A 23521-nucleotide genomic window follows, 5' to 3' on the forward strand; every position below is an offset into this window, starting at 1 on the left:
GTATTTTTTTGAAATGATTCTATCACATGTGTGCGGTATTTTAGATGGTCAAGTTTGTTTTTTAAATTTTTTTTCTTTCTTTCAAATTTTTGATACGTCTTTTCTTTTTTATACCATAAAGTTCATATACTTTTTATTCCTGTTTGAATAGAAGCCATAGTATCTGACCATTTAAAAGTTTTCAACACTTTCATATACTTCGATATATTTTTCACCCTCATGACGGTTGTACCACCATCTGATCATCTTTTTGTCATCTTCATATTTGATGCAGTTTTCAGCCATGGGAGGTCTAGAAGTGTATCTGGTAATGTAGTTGACGCAATCATCAACGTTATTGTCATCATTGTCTTTTTCTTTCTTTTTGGCGTAGACATAAAAGCCGTTTACAAGTTCTTTATAGAAACGTTGTTTGAGATAATTGAAACTCTCAAGTTCTTGTTTTGAGAGAAGATCAAGGATTTGATACATTCAAGTCTTTCTGAGTTTTTCACAGGAAATAAAAGTTCTTCATTTTATTTTTTTGTATCAAAAGCTTCTTCACAAACAAGGCAGTGGATATGGGGATTCCATTTCAAATCTCTGCCAAAAGTATGTAAAGTCAAAACAGAACCGAAAACGATTTTGTTTCTGTTATTTTTATAAGAGTAGGGGAATTTGCTTTTTTAATAAAGAGCTTTTTCTTTTTGATTTTTCTGTACTTTGCATCATTAAAAACACAGGCAAGGGTGTTTCTGGCACCAATAAAAAGAAGATTCAAAAGGGATCTGTCTTTAATAAAATAACTTCTTAGATGTTTTGGAATGGTAAAGACAATATGACGGTGCTTGGCATCGAGAGCGATAGAGAAAATATGGACAGCACGCAATTTAGCCTCTTTAGAGCCACAAGAAGTACAGAGCTTGGAGTGACATTTGTGAGGAACGATAGATTCGTTGCCGCAATGAGGGCAGACAAAAAGATCATAGCCAAGATAGATAGAACCATAAAGAATAGTTTTCTGGATGGTATCATAGGTAACATTTCTGATCTTACCTCTATTATAAAGAGAACGGATATAGTTGATATTGTCATTAAAGATATAGGAAAAAGATTCCTTGCCTTTGATCTTATCGACATGACTAAAATTGTATAAAGCAAGGCAGTCAGCATAGTTAGTATCATCAATCATAAAATCACCAACTAACATTTTAAAGAAAAAGGTAATAATCTTCAAAGATTATTACCATGTGGACAAAATTTATCCCTTTTTTATCATAAAAATATGATATTTATTTTTTGCATTTCACACCTCAAAAACGACATTTCACACCTAATTTAAAAATAAGGTGCCATAAATAGTAAAATAAAGATGTACATGGAATTATTTACTATAATCTATTTTAAATACCAGAGCAAAAAAAGAAAAAATGAATGTAAGGATAAGTAAAATAATGGCAAGTATACTTACGTTATGATAATCTTTACACAAGTGCCTGCTAATGTATTTGCAGCAGACACTTATATTTGTAATAAATATTGATGGTTGCTGTAAAGAATAAAATAAAAATGTAGGAAAACCTATAAAATTATTTAGTCTAAAACCGACATTTTTTTAATTGACATGTGAATATAATAATCTAAAATAAAATTTTTAATGAAAGGGGGTGCTAGTATGGTAGTTGAAGCAATAAAAAGGTATCCATTACTTGTTATTTTTATGCTTGTTTTATTACTTGTGATGATTTTTGCAATTGTTTATTATCGAATGTCAAAAAAGTATGAAAAAAGTCAAATAGAATTAAAAGAATCTTTACTTGCAGCAACGACATTAAATAGATGTATTCACGCTTTAACTTATCATAGTGAAATCGATGATGCTATTAATGATTTGTTATGTCTTATTACTGAGTTTTTTCAAGGTGATCGTGCCTATATTTTTCAAATAGACTATGAACAAAATACGACATCTAATCTTTTTGAGTATACAGAAGAAGGGGCAACTCCGGAAATAAATAATTTGCAAAATGTTTCTTTAGAAACTATTCAATATTGGTTAGATCGTTTTAAGGTTGATGGAACATTTTATTTAAAAAGTTTAGAAGATGAGGTTGATAAAAATTCTGAAACCTATCGTCTTTTAAAATTACAAAATATAACGAGTCTTATTGCAGCGCCTTTGATAGAAAATGAAATTATTACTGGATTTTTGGGTGTTGATAATCTACGAAGAAGATGTGATAATAGTAGCTTATTATCTTCGGTTGTTTTCTTTGTTTCTGAGAGTATGAATAGAAAACAACAGGAACAAAAATTAAAAACAATGAGTTATTTAGATTCAATGACGCATATTTTTAATCGTAATGCTTTGATAGAACGAATTGATAAGATTAAAGAAAGTCAAAATAAGGATATTGGTATTGCTTATTTTGATTTAAATGGATTAAAAAAGATCAATGACTTACAAGGACATTTAGAAGGTGATGCCGTTTTAAAGAAAACTGCTTATTTGATTAATGAGTGTTTTCCTAGAAAAGCTTATCGTTTTGGTGGGGATGAATTTGTTGTTCTTTCAGTAGATGTTAAAGAAGCTAGTTTTATAAAGCAAGTTGAACAATCAAAGAAGTATTTAGAACAAAATGGTATTTCGTGTTCTGTAGGTGTTTCTTGGTGCTATAATATAAACGATGTTGATGAACTCATCAAAGAAGCAGATACTAAAATGTATGAAAATAAAGCAAATTTTTATGAAAATGAAATGGTTGGTATTGAAAGCTAACCATTTTTTTATGATATAATAATGTTAATGAAAAGAGATGAGACTATGCAAAATATGAATTATTATTATGACTTTTCTGGTCAAAAATTTGAATATCCATTAAGTCTAAGTATTAATCAATTTGATCGACAAGTTTTTTCAAGACAATCTTCTTTAGAAATTTCTTATGTTTTAAAAGGAAGTTATGAAGTTATTACAGAAAAAATGTCGACTGTTATTTATGAACATGAATTAGCTATTATTGCTCCTAATGATATTCATATGTTAAAGATGAATGAAAAAGAAAGTATTATTTTAACATTACATATTGATTTTTCTTATTTACCTCATTATATGGTAGGAGATATAGATCATAGTTTTCAATCTCTTATTTGTAGAGAAAATCAAAATAAATCTCTATTATTTCAAATAAAACAACAATTAGGCATCTTACTTTTACATTTTATTGAAAACAAAGATAACATCTATTTATTAAATTTAGTAATATCAAAATTAATTTACATGATTAGTCAGAATCAAGAATTCTCTTTAGAAAATTTACCACTTTCTTCTAAAAATCATGAAAATTATATGAAAGCTATTTTATTCATTGATCAACATTACCAAGAAGATATTCATTTAGAAGATGTTGCTCAAAATCTTTCTTTTAGTATCTCCTATGCTTCACGTTTATTTAAAAAATATACAGGTGTTAGTTTTGTAAAATATTTATCAATGGTAAGAATACGACATTCATTAGAAAAACTGTTAGCAGGAAAGGATTCAATTGATGAGATTGCATTTTCTTGTGGAATGTCTGCAAAGGCTTATAGTCAAGCATTTAAAGATTTATATGGGATTACACCAAGTGTTTATCGTAAACAATTTCAAAAAAACTTGAAATATAATAAGGAAAATAAAGAACAAAGAATGCATTTGGATCAAAAACAAATTGCCTTGATTCAACATTTAATAAATGATCATCATCTATATCAAGATGAATATCTTGATATAGATAAAGAAAATCAACAAAGCATATATTTATTTAAAAATATAGATCAACTCTCTTTATTACAAGAAAATAACATTTTAACTATTAAACCAAAGAAATAACAATAAAAACAATTATTTATTGTTATTTTTTTACTTTTTTAAAAAAATAAAAAGAAAAACATCCAAAAATTGTCTATATAATAATAGGAGGAAAAATTATATGGACAAAGTACTAGAAATCACATCAAATGATCATATTATTATGATTGATAAACTCTGTAAAAGAATATTAGGACATCCTGAAATCTTAGGAAGAATCATTAAAGGATTTATTAAAGAAGCTAAGGATGTATCTTTAGAAGAAATCATTGAACTTATTAAAGAAAAGAAGGATCGGGAAGGAAATTCTTATTTCCAACAGCTAAATAATGTCATCGATATTGCTCATCATGGAAGAGTGGAATTTGATTATTTCTGCTGTATCAATCTGCCACAAGCTGATGGAACAATGAAAAGAATTTATCTAGATGTAGAGATACAAAATGTAGAGAATCCCGGATATGCCCTGCTAACAAGAGGAAATGATTATCTTTCAAGAATGATTACCAGTCAAAATGGAAAGGAATATGATTATAGAAACTATGATGGAATGAAAAAGACCTATGTCATATGGATACTTCCACAAGCTACTAAAAAGCGAGATGGTCATGTCAATTGTATAAACTCTAAATTAGAAAATATCAGTGGAAGTACTATTGAAAGGTTAGAAAGTTATGATAAAAGCGAACAGATTATGATATACTTAAATAAAGATCATGATATCAAAGATAAGTATGAAGATAGTGATTGGATCAAGACACCGTTAGTCATCTTTTTAAATAATACATATGATCTTTTGATAAAGAAAGAAGTTATGAAAGAATATGGATTTGAAGAAATAGAGAAGGAGGTTAAAAAGATGTGTAATTTAGGAGAAATGATAGCCAGAGAAAATATAGAAAAAGGACATTCTATGGGGCTTGAACAAGGACAAAAATTGGAAAGAAGAAAGAAAAATATTGAATTAATAACAAATTTGATGAATAGCTTAAGTATTTCGTTTTCAAAAGCAGTTGAATTGTTAAAAGTTTCTGAAGATGAAGTTTTAGAAATAAAAAAATATTTTGAAGCTTAATGGTATTTGCTGGCAAGGACGATATTTTGTCCTTGCTTTTATTTTTGATGACAAAAAATAGATGTAAATAGCTAGAAATGATAACGTTTTTGGGAAATGCTTGTGATAAAATAAACATGAGGAAAAAGGAGACTTATTATGAATACTTATGAACATTTATTTACACCTATTAAAATAGGAAATATAACAGTAAAAAATCGTATTTTTATGCCACCTTTATCAACTAATCTTGCAGATAAAGGTTATGTAACAGATGCGTTAGTAAAGCACTATGCAGCTAGAGCAAAAGGTGGAGTAGGACTTATTGTAACTGAAGTTACAACTGTAGAACCTACATATACATATTTACCAGGAGATATGTCAATCTATGATGATTCTTATATTCCTGGATGGAAAAAACTTGTAGATGCAGTACATCAATATGATACTAAAATCTTATCACAACTCTTTCATCCAGCTTATATGGCTTTTCCAATTCCTGGGACACCACAATTGATTGCTCCTTCAAATGTAGGACCATATTATGCTAAAAGTGCCCCTCGAGAAGTAACAAAAGAAGAATTAAAAGTGATTGTTAAACAATTTGGTGAAGCTGCTTTACGTTTTAAAAAAGCAGGGGGAGATGGAGTTGAAATCCAAGCAGCCCATGCACATGGTTTATTAGGAGGATTTTTAACGCCTTTATATAATAAAAGAACAGATGAATATGGTGGAGATATTCATGGAAGATTACGTTTAACTTTAGAAGTTATTGAAGAAGTAAGAAAACAATGTGGTAGAGATTTTATCATTGATGTGCGTATTTCAGGAGATGAATACAGTGATGGTGGTTTAACACTTAATGATATGATCTATGTCTCTAAACAATTAGAAAAAGCAACCGTTGACTTTATTCATGTTTCTGGAGGAAATACCATTAAAAAAGGAAGTTCAATGCCAGCAAGTGGAACAGCTCCGGCACCACATAAACATGCAAGTGAAGAAATTAAAAAACATGTATCTATTCCAGTGGCAACAGTTTCGCGTATCAACGAACCTTGGGTAGCAGATGAGTTAATCGCTAATGGTGTTTGTGATGCGTGTATGATTGGTCGTCCTAATTTATGTGATAGTGAATTTGCGAACAAAGCAAAAGCAGGAAAAATAGATGAAATTAGACCATGTATTGGTTGTGGAAGATGTTTAACAGGAATTATGTTTGGTAAACCAATTAGTTGTACAGTCAATCCAGCTGTTGAAAAAGAAGAAATTGATGAAGCTCCTGTTAAGAAAAAAGTACTTGTTGTTGGTGGTGGACCAGCAGGAATGGAAGCTGCTTATGTCGCAAAAAAACGTGGACATGAAGTTGTTTTATGTGAACAAAGTGATCGTTTAGGTGGTCAATTAAATATTGCTTGTGTGCCTATTGGTAAACAAGAAATTACTAAAGTAGTTAAATATATGAAGAGCCAATTAACAGGTGTTGATGTTCGTTTAAATACAACAGTGACTAAAGAAATGATTGAAAATGAATTTAAAGATTATGAAATTATTACAACAGTAGGAGCAACACCTAAAGAAATCGAACCTTATAAAGTCTTTAAACAAACAATGACGGCTGATGATATTTTATCTGGTAAAAAATTTCCAGGTAGAAAGATCGTAATTATTGGTGGTGGTTCTGTTGGTTGTGAAACAGCAGATTATTTAGCACCATTGATTAATGATTTATTCCCTACAAATAGAGATATTACTTTAATTGAAATGACGAATGGATTAATGACAGGGGAATCAGGAGCTACTAAATCATTGCTTACAAGACGTATGATGGAAAAAGGTGTGAAGATTGAATTAAATTCTAAGATTACATATGTTGATGAAAATACTATTAAATATGAAAAGAATCATCAAGAATATGTATTAGATGATGTGGATACTTTAGTATTTGCAGTAGGTTATAATCCAATTTCTTCACCAATTGAAAATGCTCATTTAATTGGTGATTGTCAAAAAATTGGAACATTAAAAGATGCTATTACAAATGCATATCAAATAACAAAGGAGATATAATAATATGAAACTATTAGAACCAATCCAAGTAGGGAAAATGACATTAAAAAACAGAATTATGTTTCCACCTCTTACAACAGGGTATGAAGAAAGAGATGGATCTATTGGTCAAAAAAGTTTAAGTTTTTATGAAAGATTAGCGAAAGGTGGAGTTTCTTATGTTGTTATTGGAGATGTTGCACCAGTGCGTACAGCATCACCTACACCTAAACTTTATAGTGATGAACAAATACCTGCCTTTAAAAAATTAGCTGATACATTACATCAATATGATTGTAAAGTAGCTTTACAACTTTTCCATCCTGAATATGATGTTCCTGGTGTTGGTAAAATGATTATGGAAGCAGGAATAGCACGTCAAAAGGCAGCTCAAGCAAAGGCAGAAGGAAATGAAAAAGAAGCTTTAAAACAAACAGAATTAGCACAAAAGCTTACAAAAGATGCGTATGCTAAATTACATCATGATATGCAACATTTTGTAAATGAAGCAACAGTTGAACAATTAAATCAAATTAAAGAAAGTATTGCGAGTTGTGCGCATAAAGCAATGCTTGCTGGTATTGATGCGATTGAAGTTCATGGCGATCGTTTGTTAGGTTCTTTATGTTCCGAAGTATTAAATCATCGAAGTGATGTATATGGTGGTTCTTTTGAAAATAGAATTCGTTATGCTTTAGAAGTTGTTAAAGCAATTAAAGAAGCAGCACCTGATTTAACAATTGAATATAAACTTCCAATTATTACTTTAAATAAAGATGGAAGTTTAAGAGGTAAAGGTGGTTTAAAAGAAGCTGAAGGAATTGCTTTTGCGAAAAAACTAGAAGAAGCAGGCGTTGACATGATTCAAGTAGCTCAAGCCAACCATACAGGAAATATGGGAGATACGATTCCACCAATGGGAGATGTGCCATATAATTGGACATTACCAGTTGCTAGAAAAGTTAAAGAAGTTGTTTCTATTCCAGTAGCAACAGTAGGTAGAGTGGTAAGTGTAGAAGCTGGTGAAAAAATCTTAAATGATGGAGACGCTGATATGATTGGTTATGGACGTTCTTTATTAACTGATCCTGATATTGCTTTAAAAGTGAAAAAAGGAGAATGCATTAGAGAATGTTTAAACTGTAATAAAGGATGCGTTGATGCAATTCAAAATAGACAATACATTTCATGTGTTTTAAATGCTGAAAATGGAAATGAAGCTACTGTTTCAATTAAACCAACAAATAATCCTCAAAAAGTAGTTGTTATTGGTGGAGGTATTGCTGGTTTAGAAGCAGCAAGAGTTGCTGCAGTTAAAGGACATACAGTGACTTTATTTGAAAAAGCTGATTATTTAGGAGGACAAATCAACATTGCCTCTGTTCCACCAAGAAAAAATGAAATCTTAAGAAGTGTTGAATATTATCAAAAAGTGTTACCTACATTAAATGTTGATATTCATTTAAATGAAGAAGCGAAAGATATCAATAGTTATGATTATGCTATTATTGCTGTAGGGGCACATAATATGGAAATGCCAATTCCTCATGATAACAGCAATATTGTTTCTAGCTGGGATGTTTTAAACGGACAAGAAGTTACTGGTGATTGTGTGGTTATTGGTGGAGGTTTAGTAGGTGCTGAAACTGCTGAATATCTAGCAAATAAAGGTCATCAAGTGACAATTGTAGAAATGATGGATAAAATTGCTGCTGGTGAATCTACAACTGTTTTACCATTAATGATGAAAGACTTTGCAGATCATAATGTTAAGCAATTAGTAAATACAAAAGTAGATCATATTGAAAACAATATTGTCTATACAGCAAATGATCAAATCAAAGCAGATACAATTATTAATGCTTTAGGATCAAAGAAAAATATCTTTGATGATTCATCTATTACAATTCCTCATGTTTGTGTAGGAGATTGTTCTGGTGAAAGAACTGCTGATATAGCAAGTGCTATTAGAACAGCTTATCATGCTGCTAATGAAATAGGTTAATAGATAATAATGTAATAGAATGTATATTTTTGAAAGTTTTTGTATCACAGTACAAAAACTTTTTAATTTTAAATATTTATTGTATTACAATGTGATAAAGAGATGATGCATTTATGATTATCGAAAGAAAAGAGTATCTAAACAAGTTAATAACATGGAAAGATAAACAATTGATTAAAATTGTAACAGGGGTAAGACGATGTGGAAAATCAGTACTTTTAAAAATGTATCAAGATTATTTAAAAAATAACGGAGTTAAAGAAAGTCAAATTGTAACTATTAACTTTGAAGATTTTGATTATGAAGAATTAACAAATTATAAAAATTATATAATTATTTAAAAGAAAAACTTATACTAAATAAAATGACGTATATCTTTTTGGACGAAATTCAAAATGTAGATTAATTTCCAAAAGTATTAGATAGTCTTTATATTAAAGATAATGTAGATATTTATGTGCTTATATGTTAACAAGTGAAATAGCGACAATGATTTCAGGAAGATATATTCAAATAGAAATGTTGCCGTTATCTTTTAAAGAATATATGGAAAGTACAGGAAATATGAATGATAGAGGAATAAAATATACAGAGTATTTACAAAATAGTTCATTTCCATATGCTCTTCAGTTAAAGAATCAACTTGATGAAATACGTGATTATCTTGAAGGTATTTATAATACAATTGTTGTAAAAGACATTGTCCATAGAAAAAATATAACAGATACAATGATGTTAAAGAGCATTTTAAAATTTGTATTTGATAATATAGGCAATCCTTTATCATCTAAAAAAATTTCAGATACAATGACATCATTGGGAAGAAAAATAAATTCAAGGACCGTAGAAAAGTATTTAGAGGCTTTCAGTGAAAGTTATATTATATATCCAGCTAAAAAATATAATATTAAAGGAAAAGAGTATTTAAAATCACTAGAAAAATATTATATTGTGGATATTGGGATGAGATATATGTTATTGGGCTCTAAAATGATGGATATAGGACATATTTTAGAAAATGTTGTGTATTTAGAATTATTGAGAAGAGGATATGATGTATATGTTGGTAAAATTGATAATTATGAAGTTAATTTTGTTGCACAAAGTCATAAAGGTACAATTTATTATCAGGTAGCTCTTATTGTAAGAGATGAAAAAACACTTCAAAGAGAATTAAGACCACTCCAAGCTATTCGTGATCATTATCCTAAAGTTATTTTAACAATGGATGAAGATTCAAAAATTCAATATGATGGTATTAGACGTATTAATGCAAGAGACTGGTTATTAGGTTTAACTGATTAAAAATATTTAATTTTAGAACTATAAAATAGTGACTTATAATTTTTAAGTACTTCAAAATATGAAAAAGACAAAATAAGTATGTAAGTTTTCCAACATATTTATTTTGTCTTTTTTCTGCATCATACAATTAGCTTATTTACTTATTATCGATATTCGATAATAAGTAAAAAAACAAAACTTTTTATTTATATCATTACTAACCAGCAGTATTTTTTACTCAACGACATTATTTTATTTTTTTATGTCAAAAAAATAAAAAATAATAATTTATAACTGTTGATTATTATATTGAGGAGGAAGTTATGAAAGTAAGAAAAGCAATTATACCAGCAGCAGGATTAGGAACAAGATTCCTACCAGCAACAAAAGCAATCGCTAAAGAAATGTTGCCAATCGTAGATATTCCAATAATCCAATATATCATTCAAGAAGCAGTAGACAGTGGAATAGAAGAAATCCTGATTATTACAAACAGTAATAAACATGCAATGGAAAATCATTTTGATAAAAACTATGAACTAGAAGAAAGATTAAAAGAATCAGGAAAACTAGAACAAGTAAAAATGATTCAAGATATAGCAGATATGGCCAATATCTACTATATCAGACAAAAGGAACCAAAAGGATTAGGACATGCAGTACTTTGTGCTAAATCTTTTATAGGAGATGAACCATTTGCAGTACTACTAGGAGATGATATGGTTGACAATAAAGAAGGGAAACCAGCTTTAAAACAACTCATAGAACAATATGAAAAGACATCAGCATCAGTAATTGGAGTACAAACAGTCGATAAAAAAGATGTCAGCAAATATGGAATCGTAGAACCATCAAAATCACATCCAGCAAAGGGAAGACTGGTAAAATTAACAGATATGGTAGAAAAACCAGTAGTAGAGAAAGCACCAAGTCAACTAGCAGTCTTAGGAAGATATGTATTGACACCTGAAATCTTTGAATTGTTAGAAACACAAGGAAAAGGAGCAGGAGGAGAAATCCAATTAACAGATGCCATTAAAAGATTGTTAGATAGACAAGCAGTGTATGCGTATGATTTTAAAGGAAAGAGATATGATGTAGGGGATAAATTTGGATTTATCAAAGCAACAATAGATTTTGCCTTAGATAGAGAAGATTTACATGATCAAGTAAGTAAACATATTCAAGATATTGTCAATAATAAGTAGTGATAGGAAGGTAATTTAAATTGGATATATATCAAACTGTTATTTCTCATTATCTTCATTGGAGTAAAATAGAATTAATTGCTGTAGTTATAGTAATGATTATAAGCTTTATTATTTTAGAAAGATTTTATAAAAAAGATAAAATAAATAAAATACAAATGTTTTTTTGTGTTTTATTTATTATCTATTTATTGCATGTTTATGGATCTACTGTTTTTTCTAGATTACCAAGTAAAAGAATATGTAAGTTAGAAGTATTTTGGTCATGGAAAGAAATATTAAATTCAATGAATACTACATATCCAAAATATGAATTGTTCTTGGAGAATATATTAAATGTTATTATGCTTTTACCTTTAGGTATCTTTTTACCATTAGTATATGGTAAAAAGATAGATTGGAAGGTAGGTTTATTGATAGGTTTTTGTATTTCTTTTTCTATTGAATTGATGCAATTGGTTTTATGTAGAGGAATGTTTGATGTTGATGATATTATTCATAATAGTTTGGGTTTTTTAATAGGAATAGTGATTATTAACAAAGTATTATTAATGAATAAAATAAGCTAGTAGCCTTAAATTTAGAGGCTGCTTTTTTGCTATTTGATCTAAATTTTATGTTTACATTATTTGTATCTTGTACAATAATAAGATACAAATAATGACGAACAACCAAGGCTGGTAGAAAGGAAAAAGTATGTTGTATAAATATACAGTATATTAGTAGTTAAAACATTGGATATATTTCAAACCATTATTTCTCATTATCCTAAATGGAGTAAAATAGAATTAATAACTGTAATTATTGTAATGATTATCAGTTTTATCATATTAGAAAGATATTATAAAAAGAATAAGATAACTAAAACACAAATGTGTTTTAGTATCTTGTTTATTATTTATCTTTTACATGTTTATGGATCAACAGTATTTTCTAGATTACCAAGTACTAGAAAATATCAATTGGAAGTATTTTGGTCTTGGAAAGAGATTATTCATCCTATAGGGAGATTAGGAACTGCTTCTAGATATGATTTGTTATTAGAAAATATATTAAATATTGTAATGCTTTTACCAATTGGTATCTTTTTACCATTAGCATATGGTAAAAAGATAGATTGGAAAATAGGATTATTAATAGGTTGTTGTATTTCTTTTTCTATTGAGTTATTGCAATTAGTTTTATGTAGAGGTTTATTTGAATTTGATGATATTATTCATAATAGTTTAGGTTTTTTAATAGGTATATTGATAAGCAATGGAATATTAAGAAAAAGTTGTAAATAAAAGTAAATATATGTCGTTCACGTACGAAAAGTAGCCGTTCGTGAACGAAAACAGTAAATAGATAACACAAGTTGTATAATAATATGTGTTATCTTTTATTTTATCTGCAAATGTAAGCGATAGCAAAAAACGTAGAAAAGGGGGGAAAAAATACTTTGAAAGAAGAAAGAATACTTAGTACGGACGATGGAAAAATACATATTATATTTGAATCGGATAAAAACTTCTTTAAAAATGCTATCGATGAAAAAAAGGGCTATTCAACAATACCAATGCAGTTAATGAAATCAATCGGTATTAAAAGGGATATAATTGTAAAATAAGAAGAAAGCTGATTGAATTGATTTATTGTATGATTTTTTTTAATGGGATTGAGAAAATGTTTAAAGAAAGGTTGCACGTAGAGATAAAGTAAAAAAAATATTATCTTTATATATATATTTCACAAGGTAAATACCTTTTTAGGAAATACGTCATTTTCAAAATTTTTAAAAGCTTTTGATATGCAATACAATGAAAAAAATGAAGAAGATATTTATGATTGTTCTAATGAAGAAATATTTATTGCATGATGGGATTAAGCAAGCGGGCTAAAAAAATAACTGGAAATAATATAGATGTTTATTTGACAAATATCGAGAGAAATGTTGATATTAATCGAAATGAAGTACTTAAAATGGTATCTGAAATGATGAGTAAACCGTATAATGGTAATTATTTAAAATAATAATCAAAGGAGTAACAGATGAATTTTATTAAGAAGAAAATAAATGAAAATAAAATAAAAAAAGTTTTGGGTGAATTTAATGAATCATTTCAAAATTCAAACTATGATGAATGTATAAAAAAAATAGGTATTTTAGAGGATTTAGGATATTCAGATATTTATTATTTAAAGGGTATTGCTTTTTATGTTAAAGGTGACTATGATGAATCAATAGATTGTTTAAAAAAAAGTAATAAGTATTCAAAAAAAGATTCATTTTGCCAAAATTTATTAATAGATAATTACGTATTGTTAGGGAAATACTTAGAATTAGACTATACTATTAAACGACTTAGAAATAAAATTTCTGGTATGCAGGAATTATATTTTAAAATTAATTGTCTACAACATATGAAAATAGATTATTTTGAAAATAATAAAGAAGAGATATCACAATTGGGTACGGCTATAGTGATAAAAAAAGAAGATTTCAATCAACAATATCAATTCTTTTATGAAATATGTCATATTTTTTCAAATGCAATTATAGCAGCTGGCGAATGTATAAATCAGTGTGTTCACTATTGTAAACAATCTAGTACACAATTTAAAAATTTTAAAATTGATAATAACATTAAACATTTTATTATAGAATATGATAAATGGACTCACATACTTTCATTTTCAAGAAACATAGGTGGTATTTTATTAAATTCAAAAATAAAATCATACAATTATTTTGTGTTTTATGAAGAAATATGGCCCAATAAATTAGAAAAATTTTATTCAGGAAAATATATTACTCAAATTTTAAATTTAATATTCCAATTAAATAGTCCAAATTTACATATAAAAATTGATAAATTTGATTGTATTTGTAATATTTTAGAAGCTTTTCTACAAATTGAACCTCGAGCAATTTCTCAAATTATTAATCATTATTTTGATATAATAAAAGATAAATATTTAGAAAAAAATCAAACTGCAATTATTTATGTCGGTTATGTTTATTCGGAAATAATTGCATCAAACTATGATCAATATGGTTTGAAAGATAGAATAGAGGAAATTTGGAATAATGACTATAAATATGACTTAGAAAAAGTATCTACTGATATAAGATTAACAAGACATTTGTCATATAGAGCAAAAATGGCTTTGGATAATGCTGAAATTTCTTATGCTCAAACGAAAGGAATATTAGCAAAGAATAATGATTATAGTGCGCTTGCATTGCAATTTTTTAGAGTTATTGAAATTGAATTAAATGAAAAATTGATTAATCCGTTAGTTAAATCAATTGATGATGATTATTTTAATAATTTAGATACTACAAAATTTTCAAAAACTTGGAAAGGACATTATAGAAATATAGAAAAAATAAAACAAGGACAAAAATCTATACAACTGGGAAGTGTTCGAACTTTATTAAATAGTATAGTTAAAGTTAAAAGTAGCAATTCCTTTGGAAATGAATTAAAAGATAAAACAGAAAAATTATTAAGCGATGAAGGCAAAGAAGCATTAGGTAGTGGAAAAATAGAAGAAATCATTAATAATAATATCTTAAATAAATATAGAATTCCTGGAGCACATACAGGATATATACCTTATTCAAAGGCATGTGAAGCAAGAAAATATGTACTAGAATCATTATTAGAATTAGAAAAGTATTTTATGATGAAAGGTGATGTAATGTAATGTCAGATAGAAAAGTGGTGCTAGAATATGAGGCTTATAAAAAAATAAAGAAAAAAAAAGATTGCTATGGATATTTAAGAAAGACATTGATTCATGTTCATACTCCTTCCTCATATGATTATAGACTTTTAAAAAATTGGGAGGATAAAGATTATAAAAAATGTTCAGTAGATAAGTTAAAAGAAATATTAATAAAAATAATTGATGATAAGAATATAACAATGTCAATGTTGGATTTTCGAAAAATATTTAAAAAATATAAAGAAATTTTCATAAATGAAAAAGAATTAATATCATTTATAATTATGGCTGCAAAAATAATAAATAATGGTGTTGAGCTAGTCGTTGTTACTGATCACAATACTATTGTTGGATGTGAAAAATTAGAAGTAGCAATTGATATTTATAAATCAAATTATAATACTTCCAAAATATATCCACATGTTATTTATGGAATTGAAATTTCATGTGCAGATAAACTACATGTTGTTGGAATATTTAATAAAAATAAAATAAGCAATATTCAAAATTATTTAAATGAGATTATATTAAGTGAAAAAGATGGGACATATAAAACAAGTCTGAGTGTATTAAAGAAATTTAATAAAGATTTCAATGAATTTGCTTACATAGCTCATGCAAATACAGCAGATTTATTTAAAGATACACATATGGCTAGTGGATATAGGAAACAATTATATAATTCTGGTTATTTAAATTACATAGGTGTTTCAAAAGAAGAACATAAAGATGGCACAAGCTTTAGAGTAAAAGATAGATCATATAAAGATAAAGCATATATTATTCTTGATAATGATTCACATTGTATAGAAGATTTGGATTCAAAATATATGTGGCTTAATGGTGAAAAGTTAGGTCTAGATTTATTTAGAGAAGCAATGGTTGATTATGATGTTTCGGTTTTTTTTCATGAGGAAGCAATACAACACACAAAATATATAGAAGGAATATATATTAAAAATATAGCAGATAGTAATTTGCCATATTTAACAGGAAATAATGATGAGTTTATTATGAAATTTTCTCCATCATTAAATTGTCTTATTGGAGGAAGAGGTACAGGAAAGTCAACAGTATTACAACTTATTGAATATGTTTTTCGACAACGATGTGATAATGAAAGAAAACTGGAATTTATTTGTAATCACGGGGCGGTGTTTATTTTATATTATTTAGAAGGAAAAGAATATGTATTGGCAATGAATATGCCATATAAAGAAAAAGATAAACATATATATCAATATTTTGGAAAAAATATAGAAAATAAATATAGATATAAATATAAATATGATGAATCAATAAAAACATTTGCTTTTATTAATAATTTAGAAATCTATGAAGTGACTAATACAACTGTTCCAGTTTTAAATAAATGTAAGAATAAGAGTAAATTACTAAATGAAATGTTTAATATAACTTATTCTGTAAATGATTTAGTGAATACAGCAAGTGATAAAAAAATAAATGATTTTATATTTTCAACAATGTTTAATAATAAATCAATAAGAACATACTCAAATATGATAAAAAAAGTAAAGTATAGTGATTTAGAGAATATAACAAAAATAATTGAAACATATAGAATAAAAAGACAAGAGAAAATTAATAATGAAATTAATCCTTTTAATGAACATCAAAAGGGATTATTAAGAATTATACATAAATTAACTGATTATTATGAAGAACCAAATTTGTATAAGTGGTTATTTGGAAACAATAATAGAAATAAGTCATTTTTTAATTATAGAATTTCCAATGAAGAACTTTGTGAATACTTATTAAGAGTATATGATCAAGAAGGATTAAATAATTTGTTACAATTTTTATATAAAAGGAATCTTGATACAACTAAATATTCATTAATAAATTATGCAAAAGATTCAAAATTCTCAAAAGATTTAGACAAAAAGAATATAGATTTTATGGGGGAAAAAGATATTTTAAATAAAATATATAAAATGTTTGAAAATATAAACTTGGAATTAATAAAAAATTATTTGATAAATTTTCTTAAAAATAATGAAGAATTCACTTTGGAATTTAATATAGATTCAAAAAATGGTTCAAAAATATCAAATGAAAATTATAGAGATGTAAAAGATTTAAGTCTTGGACAAAAAGTTGTTGCAATGTTAGATTTTATTCTTGGATATAGTGATTATTCAAATGATTATACACCATTAATTATTGATCAACCCGAGGATAATTTAGATAATCAATATATTTATAAGAATCTTGTAAAACAAATAAGAGACACAAAATCTAAAAGACAAATAATAATTGCTACTCATAATGCAGCATTAGTTACAAATACTATGTCTGAATTTGTATGTGTAATGGAGTCTAATGGAAATCATGGATGGATAAAAGATGAGGGCTATCCAGGCACAAAAAAAATTAAAAAAAATATAATTAATTATATGGAAGGTGGAACAGATTCATTTAATCATAAGATTAAAATATACAAAAATGTATTATAAATTAGAATAATGATGTGAGATAAAAATGTAATATAAAATCGTGATAAAAAAGATAAGGATTAAGTTACAATTTTGTTCTATCTTTTGCAGTCCAACTATTATGGCTCTCAACAAGTTTGCAGGGTTGTTTGATTTTCATGAATAATACTTATAATTACTGCTTATGCATTATAAAAGACTGTTCGAGAGAGAAAATAACAAAATAGATAGTATGTATTATCTGTTTTTTTTAAATGTAATAATTATGAAGGTGGTATTTGTGTGAGATTAAAAAGGAATGTTCACGGAAGAAAGATGAGTTTAAATTTAGAAGTCAAAGGAATGGTTTTATCAGAATTGTATAAAGAATTAGAAAGAAAAAAATGGAATATTAATAAGTTATCAACAAGAGCAAAGACAACATATGATGATTGTGAATTAAGTAAAATATATGAAAATATAAAAAATAAAAATGAAGAAAATTTTATACAAAATTTAAGAAGACATATTTTAACTTTATATGATGATGAGGTGGGAAGTTATTTTGCAAGTATGTATCTATTTTGCTATGAAATATATAATGATAATAGTTGTGCGGTACAAAATATGAAGACACAAATAAAAAATGATAATCCATCTATTACAAATTACTATATAAATAAAGTAATTGAAAGTGCAAAAAGTAATTGTGAATATTTAAATATTATCAATGATTCATATTGTGATAGGCAATATATTGCAAATTGGGGATATTATGATTCTGATAGGCAACTAACAGAACTTTTAAAAGTATTGTATTTAACTGCTATAGAGCCAAGTGAAATCAATTATTTTCAATATAAATTAGATAATGAAAATAAATTATATTATAAGATGAAGAAGGCTAGTAATTTTAATTTTGGTAATCCAATTATAAAGCATAGAAAGATAAAGAAGGATGATAAAATAAGAAAAATATATACAGTTGACAAAGAAACAGAGGAGTATATTATTATTAAATTTTTGAAGAAAAAATTAGATTTAATTTTTAATGTAAAATATCCTAATAGATCAGAAATTATGCCAGAATTGTTTAGTTTAATAAAAGAAATAGAGCGTTTAACAAATTATACAGTATATAAATTTGACTTTAAAAGTTTTTTTGAAACAATTGATGCCAAAATAATATGGAACAATCATATTAAAGATGTTTTTTTTGAAAAGTACATAAAAGATTTGTTAGAAAGATATATTGATGAAAATCAATATTGTTATCAAGGATTAGCATTATCTAATGTGTTTGTTGAAATAGCTGGAAAATATTTTGATAGGAAAATAAAATATACTTTTAGTTCAGATGGCCTTATTTTTTATGCACGATATGTGGATGATGGATTATTAATTTTTAATAAAGATGTTGAACAGGAAATGATAAGAGAAAGAATAATTGAAATTGCAAAAGAAATGTTTGGAAATAGAGTAAAGTTAAATGAAGAAAAGGAAAAATATTATACAAAATATATGCATGATAATTTAAAAAAATTTACTTATCTTGGATATTTATTTAAATTTAGTGATAAAAAGTACAAGTTTGGAATTGCTGAAGAAAAATTAGAAAAATATGGAAAAGAAATCGATAAAATTACTTTAGAATATTTAAATAACGGAGATGTTGAATTATTTAGACAGAGAATATTATTTTTTATATCTAGAAGGGTTTATTATAATGTGTTTGCATCGAATAATAAAATAGCTAAATGGGATGTAGCAGGGATTACTGCAAATTATAATCTGTTAAGTCATGAAATTAAGAAAAAAAATTATGGCGATCTTGAGGAAAAAACAAAATACTTTTTAACAAGACAGCCATATGAAAATGTGATGAAAATTATAAAAAATCATCCATTAAAGAATAAATTATATTTTTATAATAGCCAAAAGAGTAAACCAAGTTATTGTATTATGGCAGTATTTAAAAATAATAAATCGATTGTTTTTCACCCTAACATAGGTTGGAGCGTAGAATATCTTTGTAAGAAAATAAGAAAGATTGACAATACATTTAAAGTACATAACAAAACTTATAGAGAGTGTGTCACATATTATAATTATTTATTAAAAATTCCAGAATAATGAATTCTGGAATTTGTTTGGCTTAGAGTATGGAACAGTGACTCACTCACCGATAATGTGTGTGAAGATTTATACGTATATGTAGTTTCTTCAATAAAATATTATCATAAAAGAGGAGGAGTGTATATGAATAAAAACAAAAAACACGATAAGAGGAATCAATTAGATATAATTTTGACTGATTTACAACCTAATGAAGTACCTCAAATATATACTTTAAAAAATTTTTATAATTATCTTGTAACAAATAAAGTTATGAAAAGAATATCTAGAGATAAAAATGAAGATGAAAAAAAATTCGATTCAAGTTGGCATGCGGCACCTTTGAAAATTTTTGTATTAAAGGATAATAATGAATATAGAGAAATTTCGTTCATTAACCCACTTTCAATGATGGAAGTGTATTTATATTTAGAGCGATATGAAAAAATAATTCTTAATTTTTTTAAAAAAGATAGTTTTTCAATAAGAACTCACCGAAAAAGAGATAATTTATTATTTAAAAGAGTGAATAATAATATTATTGAATATGCAGACCAAGCAATTTTACAAAACGAGTCGGCTGGAAACTATTATGATAGATTTCCATATCAACAATTAGATCATTTTTATAAATCAGACGAGTGGCATGATTTAAATAGAAAATATAAATTTTTCGCAAAATTAGATTACAGCAAATGCTTTGATAGTATTTATACACATACTTTTAATTGGATTATTGCTAGTAATGTACAGGAAGCAAAAAGGTTAGATGAGGGACATTTTCTGAGTGCAACTGATAAATTATTACAAAATATGAATATGTCAATTACTAATGGAATTGTTGTTGGCCCTGAATTTTCAAGATTTCTATCTGAAATAATATTTCAATCTGTTGATAGAAATATAATGTATAGTTTGAATTGTCAGGGACTTCAAAATGGTTTAGATTACGAAATAAAAAGATACGTTGATGATTTTTTTGTTTTTGTAAAAAAGGAAGAAAACGTGGATAAAATAATTAATGAAATAGCGAAATCTTCAAATCGCTTTAAACTTAGGCTGAACTATGAAAAAGAAGAAAAAGGAAAATTACCACATATATGGTCTGAGTGGATAAATGAAATCAATTTATTTTTAAATGAATTAGAGAAATCTATATTTTATCCTTATAGTGATGAAAATACATATTTATTGAGAGAACAAAGATTACTTCCTCAAAGATCAGTATCGAAATTAAAAGATATGTTTCAAACTGTAATAGTTTCTGATGAGAAAATGAATGTTAAAATAGTATCGTATTGTTTTTCGTTTATATATAGAAAGTTTTTTGGATGTATTTCAAATGAATCAAAGAAAACTATTTTTAATTTGGCTTTTGAAAATGCAGTTTATTATTTATATGATCTCTTATTTTATTTTTATTCATTTGCTCCTACATACCGCAATACTGATAAACTTATTAGCATTATATATATTATTGAAGATGAAATAGGATTTTCAAAAAATAAAAGTGTCCTTTATAAAATAATGAAAAGATATAGTTTTATTATACAAAATTCAAATTTAGCAGATGTTTCAAACTTGATTTTATTATTAATAATGTACGATATAGATATAGGTTCAAAATCAGAAGAATACATTTTATATGAAATACGAAAAGAAATGAATCCGCTATACTATGCAATTTTGTTTTTATATGATCATTTTATTTGTAAAGAAAAATTAGGTTTAAAACAGGAAATAGAGGATTTAATTCAAAGTAAATTAAATATATTTTATAATATAGTTGATAGTGATGACCTAGATTCACAGGGGAAAAATATTTTTTTAAATAAAGATATTTGGTGGATTTTTATTTTCTATAAATGTAAATATTTATCACAAGGTATTAATAAAAATATGGAAGATTTTATTGTAAAATACATGAGTACAATTTTATCTAATAAGCAATCTGAACAATCAAAATTAGAAATATGTAAATTTTTTCTAGAATATAATGGTGAAAAATTTATAAATTGGGAATTGGATAAAAAGATGTTTTTCAAAAATATAAAATTTAAAACATTCAATAGAACAATTTTTAATAACAAACAAGAAAATGAAACATTTGACATATTTGATTATTAATAATATATTTTTTAGCAGAATACAAGCATGATTATAATGCGGATGTACTTTTTATAAGAGGTTATATTCCAATTTATCATGATTATCAATTTCAATACTCTTGAGCAATCACTATGCTTAAGCTTATTAATCCTGCCGATGTGCTTGACCATCTAAAATCCTGACTATTAGTAAGAATGTATTTTTATCTGCTTCTTATTGTTTCTTATAGTACCAAATAAATAGTGTGATATTGTAGAAGTACATTTTGCTCATGGATATTTATTACATTCATTTATGTCAACTCATACAAATCATCGAACAGATGAATATGGTGGAAGTTTTGAAAATAGAATCAAATATCCAATGGATGTTTTAAAAACTGTTATTGATGAAGTTAATGGAGAAGTGCCTGTACAAATTCGTGTAAGTGTTGATGAATATGTAGACGATGGAATGAAATTTGAAGAGGTAAAAACAGTTTGTCATATAGCTAAAGAAATGGGTGTAGCTTCTATTTCTTTATCAGCAGGATGCTATGATGCTGTTGAATATGCAATTCAACCAATGTTTATTCCTCAAGGATTTATTATACCTTTTGCTAAAGAATTAAAAGCAGAAATTGATATTCCTGTTATTGTTGCAGTAAGATTAAATGATGCACATTTAATTGAAAATGTTGTTGAAAATGATGAAGCAGATATTGTTGCTATTGGTAGAGGTTTAATTGCTGATTCATTATTAATAGATAAAATTAAAGCACATGATTATGATAATATTCGTTATTGTATTGCATGTAACCAAGGATGTATTGATCGTGTACTTGGAGGAATGCCTGCACATTGTATGGTCAATCCTGTAGCTGGTGAAGAGTTAACTTGTAAGTTAAAAGGAAAATCTGATAAAAAAGTAGTAATTATTGGTGCTGGTCCTGCCGGAATGGAAGCAGCAATTACAGCTGCTCAAAGAGGTATGAAAGTTACTGTTTATGAAAAAGGTGAATTAGGTGGAAAATTTAAAGCACTATCTACACCACCTGAAAAAGATACATTTATGATGTTCGATCGTTATTTAGTATCTCAAATGAAAAAATATAATATTGAAGTTATCAATAAAGAAGTAAAAGCTGATGATGAATTTGCTGCTGATACAATTATTCTAGCAACTGGTTCTACACAAATTATTCCACCAATTCAAGGAATTGAACAAGAATTTGTTTTACAAGCAGAAGATGTACTAGAAAATCAAAAAGAATTAAAAGGAAATGTTGTCGTTATTGGTGGCGGCTTAGTAGGAACTGAAACTTGTAAGTATTTAGGAAATCAGGGAGCTCATGTTACATTAGTAGAAATGAAAGATAATATTGCTGATGGTATTGGAGCTACATTTATTGGACATATGTTTGCAAAACTTGCTGAGTATCAAGTAGATGTAAAAACAAGTGAAACAGTAAAAGAAATTAAAAATCACGAAGTTGTTTTATCAAATACAACTGTTCCATGTGATTATGTTGTTATTGCTGCTGGATATAAATCAAGAAATGAACTTGCAGAAGAATTATCTAAAAAATATGATGTAAAAGTTGTAGGAGATGCTGCTTCTCCTAGAAGAATATTAGATGCAACAGCAGAAGCATATCGTGTAATTAACGGATTATAATATTTCCTATGAGGTTCAAATGAACCTCATATTTTTTTGGACTAAATGTCCATTGAAAGA

At 26.7% G+C, this 23521-nt stretch carries 19 protein-coding genes; 16 read left to right on the plus strand and 3 right to left on the minus strand.

Features of this window, described 5'->3' with window-relative positions; all coding sequences use genetic code 11:
- Nucleotides 1–171: 171 nt before the first annotated feature.
- From Fi14EGH31_RS03085 to Fi14EGH31_RS03095, 3 genes are read right to left on the minus strand one after another with little or no spacing between them, the layout of a single operon-like run.
- On the minus strand, nt 172–471 hold the full coding sequence (locus tag Fi14EGH31_RS03085) for a transposase (RefSeq protein ID WP_107030427.1): 300 nt from the start codon (nt 469–471) through the stop codon (nt 172–174).
- 44 nt (nt 472–515) lie between these two features.
- On the minus strand, nt 516–605 hold the full coding sequence (locus Fi14EGH31_RS15665; RefSeq protein WP_158569617.1) for a transposase: 90 nt from the start codon (nt 603–605) through the stop codon (nt 516–518).
- A complete protein-coding gene (locus tag Fi14EGH31_RS03095) occupies nt 602–1171 on the minus strand; it encodes a transposase zinc-binding domain-containing protein (RefSeq protein WP_158569616.1) in 570 nt (189 codons plus the stop codon). Before Fi14EGH31_RS03095 ends, Fi14EGH31_RS15665 begins: the two co-directional genes overlap by 4 nt.
- Nucleotides 1172–1654: 483 nt before the next feature.
- Between Fi14EGH31_RS03095 and Fi14EGH31_RS03100 the strand changes: the two genes are divergently transcribed.
- From Fi14EGH31_RS03100 to Fi14EGH31_RS03170, 16 genes are all read left to right on the plus strand, one after another.
- A complete protein-coding gene (locus tag Fi14EGH31_RS03100) occupies nt 1655–2758 on the plus strand; it encodes a sensor domain-containing diguanylate cyclase (protein WP_158569615.1) in 1104 nt (367 codons plus the stop codon).
- Between the two features lie 45 nt (nt 2759–2803).
- On the plus strand, nt 2804–3850 hold the full coding sequence (locus Fi14EGH31_RS03105; RefSeq protein WP_032089537.1) for a helix-turn-helix transcriptional regulator: 1047 nt from the start codon (nt 2804–2806) through the stop codon (nt 3848–3850).
- A 100-nt stretch (nt 3851–3950) separates the two neighbouring features.
- Nucleotides 3951–4904, plus strand: coding sequence for a hypothetical protein (locus Fi14EGH31_RS03110; protein WP_118347812.1), 954 nt, complete (start codon nt 3951–3953; stop codon nt 4902–4904).
- Between the two features lie 138 nt (nt 4905–5042).
- Complete coding sequence (locus Fi14EGH31_RS03115) at nt 5043–6953, plus strand: oxidoreductase (protein ID WP_118347810.1); 1911 nt, start codon at nt 5043–5045, stop codon at nt 6951–6953.
- Between the two features lie 4 nt (nt 6954–6957).
- Entirely contained in the window at nt 6958–8937 is a 1980-nt protein-coding gene (gene bilR, locus Fi14EGH31_RS03120) for a bilirubin reductase, long form (RefSeq protein WP_200765127.1), read from the plus strand.
- 113 nt (nt 8938–9050) lie between these two features.
- Nucleotides 9051–9278, plus strand: coding sequence for an AAA family ATPase (locus Fi14EGH31_RS15205; RefSeq protein ID WP_233544782.1), 228 nt, complete (start codon nt 9051–9053; stop codon nt 9276–9278).
- A gap of 124 nt (nt 9279–9402) precedes the next feature.
- A complete protein-coding gene (locus Fi14EGH31_RS03125; protein WP_233544784.1) occupies nt 9403–10242 on the plus strand; it encodes an ATP-binding protein in 840 nt (279 codons plus the stop codon).
- A gap of 302 nt (nt 10243–10544) precedes the next feature.
- The gene (galU, locus tag Fi14EGH31_RS03130) at nt 10545–11429 is read left to right on the plus strand and encodes a UTP--glucose-1-phosphate uridylyltransferase GalU (RefSeq protein WP_118744005.1); all 885 of its coding nucleotides are present in this window, start codon (nt 10545–10547) and stop codon (nt 11427–11429) included.
- A gap of 20 nt (nt 11430–11449) precedes the next feature.
- Nucleotides 11450–11998 (plus strand): VanZ family protein, encoded by a 549-nt coding sequence (locus Fi14EGH31_RS03135; protein ID WP_200765128.1) that lies wholly within the window; start codon nt 11450–11452, stop codon nt 11996–11998.
- 165 nt (nt 11999–12163) lie between these two features.
- Nucleotides 12164–12715: a VanZ family protein gene (locus Fi14EGH31_RS03140; RefSeq protein ID WP_117788845.1), complete on the plus strand. Its 552-nt coding sequence runs from the start codon at nt 12164–12166 to the stop codon at nt 12713–12715.
- Between the two features lie 155 nt (nt 12716–12870).
- The gene (locus Fi14EGH31_RS03145; RefSeq protein WP_158560107.1) at nt 12871–13038 is read left to right on the plus strand and encodes a hypothetical protein; all 168 of its coding nucleotides are present in this window, start codon (nt 12871–12873) and stop codon (nt 13036–13038) included.
- 422 nt (nt 13039–13460) lie between these two features.
- Nucleotides 13461–15122: a hypothetical protein gene (locus Fi14EGH31_RS03150; RefSeq protein WP_117788846.1), complete on the plus strand. Its 1662-nt coding sequence runs from the start codon at nt 13461–13463 to the stop codon at nt 15120–15122.
- Entirely contained in the window at nt 15122–17623 is a 2502-nt protein-coding gene (locus tag Fi14EGH31_RS15210) for a Spaf_1101 family AAA-like ATPase (RefSeq protein ID WP_117814156.1), read from the plus strand. The genes Fi14EGH31_RS03150 and Fi14EGH31_RS15210 overlap by 1 nt, the downstream gene beginning before the upstream one ends.
- Before the next feature lie 261 nt (nt 17624–17884).
- Nucleotides 17885–19714 carry an RNA-dependent RNA polymerase family protein gene (locus tag Fi14EGH31_RS03160; protein WP_117814154.1) on the plus strand — a complete coding sequence of 610 codons (1830 nt, stop codon included), beginning with the start codon at nt 17885–17887 and terminating at the stop codon, nt 19712–19714.
- Between the two features lie 126 nt (nt 19715–19840).
- The gene (locus Fi14EGH31_RS03165) at nt 19841–21823 is read left to right on the plus strand and encodes an RNA-directed DNA polymerase (protein ID WP_117788850.1); all 1983 of its coding nucleotides are present in this window, start codon (nt 19841–19843) and stop codon (nt 21821–21823) included.
- A 231-nt stretch (nt 21824–22054) separates the two neighbouring features.
- Entirely contained in the window at nt 22055–23461 is a 1407-nt protein-coding gene (locus tag Fi14EGH31_RS03170) for an FAD-dependent oxidoreductase (protein ID WP_267905653.1), read from the plus strand.
- The last annotated feature ends 60 nt before the right edge of the window (nt 23462–23521 follow it).

This window comes from Faecalibacillus intestinalis, assembly GCF_015097455.1.
Classification (GTDB): domain Bacteria; phylum Bacillota_I; class Bacilli_A; order Erysipelotrichales; family Coprobacillaceae; genus Faecalibacillus; species Faecalibacillus intestinalis.